This is a genomic window from Brenneria roseae subsp. roseae (genome assembly GCF_003115845.1).
GTDB lineage: Bacteria > Pseudomonadota > Gammaproteobacteria > Enterobacterales > Enterobacteriaceae > Brenneria > Brenneria roseae.
Window position 1 is genome coordinate 1 of the sequence record NZ_KZ819047.1, and the last position, 8,210, is coordinate 8,210.

Consider the following 8,210-nt stretch of genomic DNA (forward strand, 5'->3'; position numbering starts at 1 on the left):
TATGGGTTATCCCTGAACAGCGTGAAGCCATTGAAGGGATCAAGCATTCAGGCCGTGGAGCTAAAATGCGCAGAAAACACTATGTTCCTCTATGTAATCAGGCACTGGACATTCTGAAAGAGCTAAAAGATCTCACCTATGACGTTAACGGTGATGAGGGATTTATCCTCACGGGCTGTTATGACGCGATGAAGCCGATGAGTGAAAACACCATCAACAAGGCGCTGCGGAAAATGGGCTACGATACAAAAACCGATTTGTGCGGTCATGGTTTCCGCACATTAGCGTGTAGTGCCTTAATTGAATCGGGGATCTGGCCGGAAGACGTGGTTGAACTCCAAATGAGCCACATGGAAAAGAACAACATTCGCGCAGCCTACATACATAAGGCTAAACATCTTGAACAACGCCGCCTGATGCTGCAATGGTGGGCTGATTTTCTTGATGCTAACCGGGATGGAGTGGTCAGGCCGTTTGAGTTTGCGCAGAAGGGATAATGATCTTAGCCAGCAATAGTCGCCACGCGAGATCTGAGCCTGTTTGACTTTTCATCCCAAACAGGGTAATAAAAGGTATTACCCTTTATTACCCAGAATGACTTCGGGAGGTTAACATGGCAGTCTCCGTAAAACTTGATACCCAACTTGAGGCAAGGCTTGCACGCTTAGCGGCTAAGCGCAAGAGAACAAAACACTATCTGATGAAGCAGGCTATCGTTTCCTATGTTGATACAGAAGAACAGAAAGAGCGTTTACGCCAGCAGGCACAGTCTTCATATGTAAATTACCTCAACACAGGAAATCATTTAACGGGAAAAGAAGTCGTTGATTTTCTGCGGAGTGACAAAAACGGAGATCTTCCTGAATGCCACAAGTGATCATTACGGAAGAAGCCCGACAAGGCATCAATCGCTGTTTGGCCTTCCTCGAAAATAATTCTGCAGGTTATGTCATTAACGATGTTAAGAACACCATCGCTGACAGTCTGGACAACCTTGAAAAAGGGCTGAGCACTGGCTTCATCTCTGATGAAGAAAACGAAGATGATTTTTTATATGAAGTGATTATCCCTTATGGTGATTCGGGCTATGAATACTGTTATTTTATTGACGCTCTGGGACGTTATATTGTAGTCGGTTTTAAGCACCAAAAAGAAAATGATTATTACTGAATTCCAACTGCTAAAGCATAGTCAGGTTGTTTGAGGTTGCACAGACAGGGGAATTTAGTTACCCTCCTATCCAGATAATATTGAGCTATTATAATTTCCTAAACCATACATACATGAGATCCGATCATGAATGAACAGTATGTCATTGTCCCGCATAATACTAATTTATCATATAAATTTGATAATAATGAAGAAACTATTATTGAATTAGAAATGCACCTGATTTTCGATACCGTTAACCAACGAGTAATTACTGTTTGCAACTTATTAGAAGAAGCACAGATAAAGATTGAAGAACTAAAAAGACAAGTTAGTTCAAGACCTCGCATGTAATAAAAGGCATTATGTTATATATCCTATGATGTTCTTGAATCACTGGAGCATCAAAATAAGCATACATATTACTACCATCAGGAAAAACATAAAAACAAGATCCATAGGATTTATGTCCCCATTGCGCACGAACAAATCCTTTTCGAATATTGGCACCTTTAGGCCAGTCAGTGATTTTTTCTATCAAAAAAACGCTATCGTCTTTCTTTGTTAACGAGAATAAAGAAAACTCTTCGACATCAACGATAAACGGCATCTTCACGTATGACTGATAAACTATTCCGTCCTCATGTAAAAAGAATAACTCTTTACCATACCAAGGGATTTCGTTTTGATTATATTTAGCTGAATTGAGTTCTTTTACATTATCAGGCCAGTTATTTTGTACGTTAATTAATATTTTCATTCACCCTCCGCATTATTTATTAACACAAAACAAATAAATAAAAATAGTAGTTTTGTCAATCATAAAAGAGCATTGTTTATTTAACAACAGATCATAGGAAGTTTGTTTTTTAAAAATTAAAATCACTTTTATCCAACGCATAAACTTGACTGTCACTAAATTCATACATTTGTTGTTTAACTTTTCTTATGTCAACTTTTATTGACTGCTCGTTTAACATAGATTCAAATCTATTTATATTTCTTACTATTTCTGGTCTAGTTTTAGATAAAAAATCCACATTACTTATTATAAATTTTTTCATTCGATTAGTTCTAACATATTGCATAAAGAAATACATTCCGAAATCGATTCTACTTCTTTCATCTAAATAAAAATCACAACTATCTTGCATAAGATTATTGAGATAACCTATCCCAATATTTTCATATTTACATTGAATATCCTCTCAACCTGTTTCCTGTTTTTATCAACAAATTCACTGACCAATTCACCATCCAAAGAGTCAAAAATATTTTTTTCAAAATCTGACCATAACTCATTTATATTTAGCATAAAATTTGGATTTTCACCTATATTTATTCTCTCAGACCAATAGCATGTTAAAAAAACAACTAACTTTTCCAACTCCGTTAACGATTTAATTTCATAAAAATATCGTTTTTGTGCAATATTTTTAATACTAGTATATTCTTATACTATGATTTTCTTTAAACAGGCACCATGCCTTCACTTCTTTTTTATCCTTCTTAGCCCAAGCAGAAAGATAATGACGAAAAACATAATGTTGTTTTTTAGTGACTTGCACATTTTTAATTACTTCTTTTATTTTCAACTCAAAATTATCTGATTCATTTTTTTTACTCATCACCAGACCCTGCTATTTTTATATACCTATCTTTTTCGGTTCAATATTCAGCCTTTTCAGATCCTTTCGAGTCAATTCTTTGAACCAGTTTCTCAGACTCATACCAGTATTATCCATCGCTTCATCTAACTGCTTACGTAGGTCTGGGATTATGCGGATCTGAAAGGTTGGAGACTTACCCGCCGTGAATTTTCTTGTATCACGTTTAGCAATTGACTAGCACCAATCCTAGCCTTAAATTGCAGCCAAAAAGGTTCGCACCTGTATACAAGACTATCTATAAACCCGTTTCACCCCTGAAAGATACTGCAATACCAAACAGGGGCTAACCACACCGTTATGAGGACTAACGCTATGGCTGTCTGTCAGTTTACCTATTCCCTGCCTGAAAATCTGCATCTGGGCACTGGTTTTTTTGCTACATCTCAATATCCAGCAGCGGAGGCTTATCATCATGTTCGATAACACGCCGTTGGAACCAGAAGAGATTATCGATCAATGCCGGGCATTAATTTACTCCGTTGTTGAGATTGAAAATCCCCAAGCCAAAGAGATCCTGTCTTTTGTGTTGTGGGAACGACTTGATTTGTTATTTCGTGTATTTCATGTGCCAGTAGTGATACACATCGACTAAAGAAGCGGCCATGAGGATAACGCATTAAGGCCATAATTGTAATTAGTGAGCAGCACATAAAGGTCGTTGTGCTGCTATTTACTTTTTGTTTATTAAAGATCGTCGTTATGAGCTTTTTTATTTTTAATGAGTAAATCGTAAGACTACTTTTTAAAATCAACCACATTGAAAAAATCTGGTGTTAATGTAATACAAGCCAGTGTCACACCATTGTCATCACAAAACTCTATCTCATATGCAGGGGATGGCTCGTTATAAATGTGAACAATAGTCCCTAACATTCCTTTTTTTAACCCTTCCTCTGGAAGATCATTTTTTAAATAAATAACATCAAATAAAGAATAAACCATCATCACTTACCCTTCACATAAATGGTTGCTAACCGGGGAACATCTGATCCATTGTCAAAAAACCAACCTGTCCGAACAATAGCTGAATTCCCATTTATACCTTCAATTGGCATATCAACAATAACCTGCTGTCCATAGTTAGTTGCATTACCTAATGCAGCAGAATTTAATCCAGCACCAAGTTTAACTTGGTTAATCAGTTTGTCCACATTAGATTGATTATAACCTAACGCAGATTCAAAAACTTTAGCTTTATGTCCCTCGATGGGATGTTCAGGGTTTAATGCATAACCTGTCAATTTATTTTTATCAATGGTTGCTTTATCTGCATTTTGAAGAACACCGCCTTTGGTGATATATGGTGAATTATCCTCGCTTAGATAAACATAAATCGGCGGAAACACATTCTCCGGGAACACCAGAATATAATCCCGAAAATCCTTCTCATCCGGGATAGGTGTTACAAGAATGCTGACATCATCCATCTCTGGAATTTCAAAACCCGGTATCGCTGACGAGATAACAGGCTGTTCACCATGTGCCGTATCAGTAGGCAATTCCACACCCGGATTATCCGGTGTCCATAAAATGGTTGGTCCTGTTGCGCCCTCTTCCCAGAACTCGTAGCGGTTATTGGGAAAATCATGCTTCAACAGCCTGACGCGCACCCGATCGCGCCCGCTTTACATACTGGTGTGATAACCGACTGCCTTCAGCCTGCCGGTATCCTCATCCTCCACCCACTGGTAACGCACACGACTCGGCACTGTTCCCTGTTTTTTCGCCACCGCTAATAATTTCTCAGGCGTCAGTGTAAGCATCCCGGTAAACCGCCCCATTCACTTTTAGAGATCTTCCGACACCTGTAAATAAAGAATGGGGTGTCCTTTGGTCAGAACCACCAGCAGGCGTTTCATTTCCAGCAAGTAATCGCATGCAAAAAATGGATCGTACTCAACTACCGTTTTGCTGTTATCTATAAGATCGCATAATTTGATTGATTGGGCTTCAGCACAGGCCTGAGCACTATGCATAAGGTTGGTATTTTTCCGGTGAATGCGTTCACCACCATATTTCCTTGTCTGAACATCTGCAATGGTGGGCTGATTTTCTTGATGCCAACAGTAAAGGTATGGTCAGGCCGTTTGGGTTTGCGCAGAAGGGATAATTAATTGGGAGTGAAGCCCCGAAAGGGGCCATATCATTCATTACCAGCGAAGTTCTGATGTTGGGAGAAACGTTACCGCTCTGACCTGATCTAACGTGTCATAACTTATCTGCATCATAGTTGGTATTGGTCGCTTTTGAGCATCATAAAGGTCAGTCCAACCAAAAGCGCGCCTCATAACCACCTTTGGGGGACAGCTTCTCAATGGTGATCCGATATTATCATGCACCCATGCTCGCGACATACTTCTCTGCAATGGCTCTGGCAATTCATTCGGAAATATCCAGTTCTTCACCCTATCATTCTGGATTTTTATAACAACGGCCTGCAATATCCGGCCATCTCGTTTGAAAGATAAGAAAATACCTTCTTTTGCCATATCAAGACTCAGGTCTGGATCTCCAGATGAGCCAGTTGGGGGGCTTTTGTAGGTAATCAATTCATTGCCAATAAGTTCCTGATAACTTTTGCCTAAACAGCTTATCAAAGCATCAATATTTACAGTCATTTATATAACCCCATTTCACTGTTTAGCTTATGCATTTTCGTCCTTGCGGTCTCTATCTGGCTTTCTGTAACCCCATGCTCTTTCAAAGCCGATTTGATAGCATCAAGATTGTGGTCAAGAGCAGACCTAAGATTTTTTGAGTCCAGTTCAATTTGCTCAGATTTATTGCGGCCACCGTAGGTTTGGCTGATCTGCTGATGTATTTTTTAGGTATCACTATTGCAGCAACATCCTGAGATGCAAGCTCAATATCTTCAGGTGTCATTTCGGGATAATGTGCTTTCAGATATGCCTTAACCGCCGCCGCAGAAGGCATATGATCTGCATGGTATTTACCTTGCCGCGGACGCCCATTAAAATTACTGTATAAATCAACATCAAGCAAGTTAACCGGAGGCTTACTCAAATAAACATAAATCGGCGGAAACACATTCTCCGGGAACACCAGAATGTAATCACGGAAATCTTTCTCATCCGGGATAGGTGTTGCAAGGATACTGACATCATCCATCTCTGGAATTTCAAAACCCGGTATCGCTGACGAGATAACAGGCTGTTCACCGTGTGCCGTATCAGTAGGCAATTCCACACCCGGATTATCCGGTGTCCATAAAATGGTTGGTCCTGTTGCGCCCTCTTCCCAGAACTCGTAGCGGTTATTGGGAAAATCATGCTTCAACAGCCTGACGCGCACCCGATCACGCCCGCTTTCCATACTGGTGTGATAACCGACTGCCTTCAGCCGGCCGGTATCCTCATCCTCCACCCACTGGTAACGCACGCGGCTGGGCACTGTTCCCTGTTTTTTGGCTACCTCAAGCAATTTCTCCGGCGTCAGCAGGTCAGATTTTTCAAGAGAGATAAACCCCCTCCTTTACCATATCCAAACTGATATCAGGATCATCAGAAAAGCCTGTCGGTTTTGTTTTATAGGGGATCAGACCTGCATCAAACATTTCCTGATAGGTTTTCCCCAAACAATCGATTAATGCTTCTACATTTACGGTCATTAATACAACCCCTGTTCATCATTAAGTTTATGCATTTTTTCTCTTGCCGACTCCAACTGCTCTTCTGTCACACCATATTCTTTTAATGTGGGTTTTATCGCGTTAAAGTTGCGATCTACCGCACCGTGTAAATCATGAGAGTCTCGATCAATATCCTGCGATCTATTGCGTTTACTATAAGTTTCACTGATTTTTGGTGAACTTCAGCAGGTATAAATCCTTTCGTCCAGAATAGATATTACAAAAGATATCCTTTATTGATTGGGCAACAATAGATGGTGGTATTGGCTAACACCCCATTAAAACTGTAGTACATAAAATTGGCTACTGACCCACTATTGTCGGTAGCCTGACCTTAAAAAATCGTAAACAGAACACATTACCATCGTAATGCCGCTGTTGGAATGAATGCAACCTCGTTCACTATATTCTCTTCGTCGTAATCTATCTGTATACTGGTTTGAATATGAAAATCTTCTGCTGAAAATAAGTCAACCCATCCAAACGCCTCATTCATTATGACCTTAGGCGGGATACTACGTATAGGACTGCCAAAGACTTCATGTATCCACTCACGAGACATTTTACTATTCTTCTGTAATGGCGTAGGAAGATCATTCGGGAAGACCCAACCTACAACGGTTTTATTCTGGATCATGAGAGTAATCTCTATAAGAGTTTTTCCATTTCGTTCAAACGCAAGAAAAACCCCTTCTTTCGGCATATCTAAACTAAGTACCGGAGAACCTGAAGAACCTTTAGGCGTCTTTTTGTAAGGAATTAAACCGGCATCAAGAATATCAGAATATTTTTCACCAAGATGCCTAATAAGTGCATCAACATTCACGGTCATTTATATAATCCTTGCTTAATATTCAAACTGTGCATTTTTTCCCTTGCTGCCTCTATCTCATCGTCCGTAGCCCCAGCTTCCCTTAACGCTGGTTTAATAGCGTTAAGATTACGATCAAGCGCAGCTCGTAGATCCTGCGAGTCTTTTTCTATAACACTCGATTGATTTCGCCAACCGTATGTTTGACTAATCTTTTGATGCACCTCTTTCGGAATAATCAATGCAGCAACCTGCTTACTCAGTGTCTTTATCTGCGTTTCTTTTAAGTGAGGGTATGCCCTTCTTAAAAAGGCCTCCACAGCAGCCGCAGATGGCATGTGATCAGCATGGTATTTTCCCTGCCGTGAACGCCCCTTAAAATTACTGTATAAATCAACATCAAGCAAGTTAACCGGAGGCTTACTCAGATAAACATAAATCGGCGGAAACACATTCTCCGGGAACACCAGAATGTAATCACGGAAATCCTTCTCGTCCGGCATCGGTGTTACAAGAATGCTGACATCATCCATCTCTGGAATTTCAAATCCCGGTATGGCTGACGGGATAACAGGCTGTTCACCGTGTGCCGTATCAGTAGGCAATTCCACACCCGGATTATCCGGTGTCCATAAAATGGTTGGTCCTGTTGCGCCCTCTTCCCAGAACTCGTAACGGTTATTGGGAAAATCATGCTTCAACAGCCTGACGCGCACCTGATCACGCCCGCTTTCCATACTGGTGTGATAACCGACTGCCTTCAGCCGGCCGGTATCCTCATCCTCCACCCACTGATAGCGAACACGACTTGGCACCGTACCCTGTTTTTTGGCTACCTCAAGCAATTTCTCCGGCGTTAACAGGTCAGCTTTTTCACCTTTCAGGTGGTGCTGAATCAGTGCCCCCATCAGCAAAAAACTTTGTGCCATTT

At 40.5% G+C, this 8,210-nt stretch carries 13 protein-coding genes and 3 pseudogenes; 5 read left to right on the forward strand and 11 right to left on the reverse strand.

Annotation, left to right across the window (positions count from 1 at the left end):
* The 4 genes from DDT52_RS20560 to DDT52_RS20575 all read left to right on the forward strand — a co-directional run.
* Positions 1-497 (forward strand): tyrosine-type recombinase/integrase (locus DDT52_RS20560; protein WP_168709815.1); only part of this gene is annotated, 497 nt, incomplete at its 5' end.
* A 116-nt stretch (positions 498-613) separates the two neighbouring features.
* Positions 614-877 (forward strand): CopG family ribbon-helix-helix protein, encoded by a 264-nt coding sequence (locus tag DDT52_RS20565; RefSeq protein ID WP_136157972.1) that lies wholly within the window; start codon positions 614-616, stop codon positions 875-877.
* Entirely contained in the window at positions 865-1,170 is a 306-nt protein-coding gene (locus DDT52_RS20570; protein WP_136157973.1) for a type II toxin-antitoxin system RelE/ParE family toxin, read from the forward strand. Before DDT52_RS20565 ends, DDT52_RS20570 begins: the two co-directional genes overlap by 13 nt.
* Before the next feature lie 126 nt (positions 1,171-1,296).
* A complete protein-coding gene (locus DDT52_RS20575; protein ID WP_136157974.1) occupies positions 1,297-1,503 on the forward strand; it encodes a hypothetical protein in 207 nt (68 codons plus the stop codon).
* Here the strand turns inward: DDT52_RS20575 and DDT52_RS21315 are convergent.
* Together DDT52_RS21315 and DDT52_RS20585 are read right to left on the reverse strand one after the other, a co-directional pair.
* Positions 1,481-1,909 carry a hypothetical protein gene (locus tag DDT52_RS21315; RefSeq protein ID WP_247595603.1) on the reverse strand — a complete coding sequence of 143 codons (429 nt, stop codon included), beginning with the start codon at positions 1,907-1,909 and terminating at the stop codon, positions 1,481-1,483. The two genes, DDT52_RS20575 and DDT52_RS21315, sit on opposite strands and share 23 nt — an antisense overlap.
* 682 nt (positions 1,910-2,591) lie before the next feature.
* The gene (locus DDT52_RS20585; RefSeq protein WP_136157975.1) at positions 2,592-2,777 is read right to left on the reverse strand and encodes a hypothetical protein; all 186 of its coding nucleotides are present in this window, start codon (positions 2,775-2,777) and stop codon (positions 2,592-2,594) included.
* Between the two features lie 454 nt (positions 2,778-3,231).
* Here DDT52_RS20585 and DDT52_RS20595 point away from each other — a divergent pair, with 454 nt between their 5' ends.
* Positions 3,232-3,411, forward strand: a complete 180-nt coding sequence (locus tag DDT52_RS20595) for a hypothetical protein (protein ID WP_136157976.1) — start codon at positions 3,232-3,234, stop codon at positions 3,409-3,411.
* A gap of 143 nt (positions 3,412-3,554) precedes the next feature.
* Here the strand turns inward: DDT52_RS20595 and DDT52_RS20600 are convergent, their stop codons facing one another.
* From DDT52_RS20600 to DDT52_RS20640, 9 genes and pseudogenes are all read right to left on the reverse strand, one after another.
* Positions 3,555-3,764 (reverse strand): DUF4926 domain-containing protein, encoded by a 210-nt coding sequence (locus DDT52_RS20600; protein ID WP_136157977.1) that lies wholly within the window; start codon positions 3,762-3,764, stop codon positions 3,555-3,557.
* Entirely contained in the window at positions 3,764-4,180 is a 417-nt protein-coding gene (locus DDT52_RS21435; protein WP_345719101.1) for a DUF6883 domain-containing protein, read from the reverse strand. The genes DDT52_RS20600 and DDT52_RS21435 overlap by 1 nt, the downstream gene beginning before the upstream one ends.
* Positions 4,154-4,600: pseudogene (locus tag DDT52_RS21440) on the reverse strand (S-type pyocin domain-containing protein); the annotation flags it as partial. The gene DDT52_RS21435 and the pseudogene DDT52_RS21440, both read right to left, overlap by 27 nt.
* Positions 4,601-4,645: 45 nt before the next feature.
* Positions 4,646-4,858 (reverse strand): annotated as a pseudogene (locus DDT52_RS21325) (GTP pyrophosphokinase); the annotation flags it as partial.
* A 111-nt stretch (positions 4,859-4,969) separates the two neighbouring features.
* The gene (locus DDT52_RS20615; protein WP_136157978.1) at positions 4,970-5,437 is read right to left on the reverse strand and encodes a DUF6392 family protein; all 468 of its coding nucleotides are present in this window, start codon (positions 5,435-5,437) and stop codon (positions 4,970-4,972) included.
* Positions 5,438-5,519: 82 nt separating this feature from the next.
* Positions 5,520-6,260, reverse strand: coding sequence for an S-type pyocin domain-containing protein (locus DDT52_RS21330; protein ID WP_247595604.1), 741 nt, complete (start codon positions 6,258-6,260; stop codon positions 5,520-5,522).
* 31 nt (positions 6,261-6,291) lie between these two features.
* A pseudogene (locus DDT52_RS20625) lies at positions 6,292-6,447 on the reverse strand (DUF6392 family protein); the annotation flags it as partial.
* 379 nt (positions 6,448-6,826) lie between these two features.
* Entirely contained in the window at positions 6,827-7,300 is a 474-nt protein-coding gene (locus tag DDT52_RS20635) for a DUF6392 family protein (RefSeq protein WP_136157979.1), read from the reverse strand.
* On the reverse strand, positions 7,297-8,210 hold a 914-nt coding region (locus DDT52_RS20640), incomplete at its 5' end, for an S-type pyocin domain-containing protein (protein ID WP_210732750.1). The genes DDT52_RS20640 and DDT52_RS20635, both read right to left, overlap by 4 nt.

Coding starts and splice junctions, on each gene's coding strand:
- DDT52_RS20565 (WP_136157972.1), top strand. CDS start 614: ATGGCAGTCTCCGTAAAACTTGATACCCAACTTGAGGCAAGGCTTGCA.
- DDT52_RS20570 (WP_136157973.1), top strand. CDS start 865: ATGCCACAAGTGATCATTACGGAAGAAGCCCGACAAGGCATCAATCGC.
- DDT52_RS20575 (WP_136157974.1), top strand. CDS start 1,297: ATGAATGAACAGTATGTCATTGTCCCGCATAATACTAATTTATCATAT.
- DDT52_RS21315 (WP_247595603.1), bottom strand. CDS start 1,909: ATGAAAATATTAATTAACGTACAAAATAACTGGCCTGATAATGTAAAA.
- DDT52_RS20585 (WP_136157975.1), bottom strand. CDS start 2,777: ATGAGTAAAAAAAATGAATCAGATAATTTTGAGTTGAAAATAAAAGAA.
- DDT52_RS20595 (WP_136157976.1), top strand. CDS start 3,232: ATGTTCGATAACACGCCGTTGGAACCAGAAGAGATTATCGATCAATGC.
- DDT52_RS20600 (WP_136157977.1), bottom strand. CDS start 3,764: ATGATGGTTTATTCTTTATTTGATGTTATTTATTTAAAAAATGATCTT.
- DDT52_RS20615 (WP_136157978.1), bottom strand. CDS start 5,437: ATGACTGTAAATATTGATGCTTTGATAAGCTGTTTAGGCAAAAGTTAT.
- DDT52_RS20635 (WP_136157979.1), bottom strand. CDS start 7,300: ATGACCGTGAATGTTGATGCACTTATTAGGCATCTTGGTGAAAAATAT.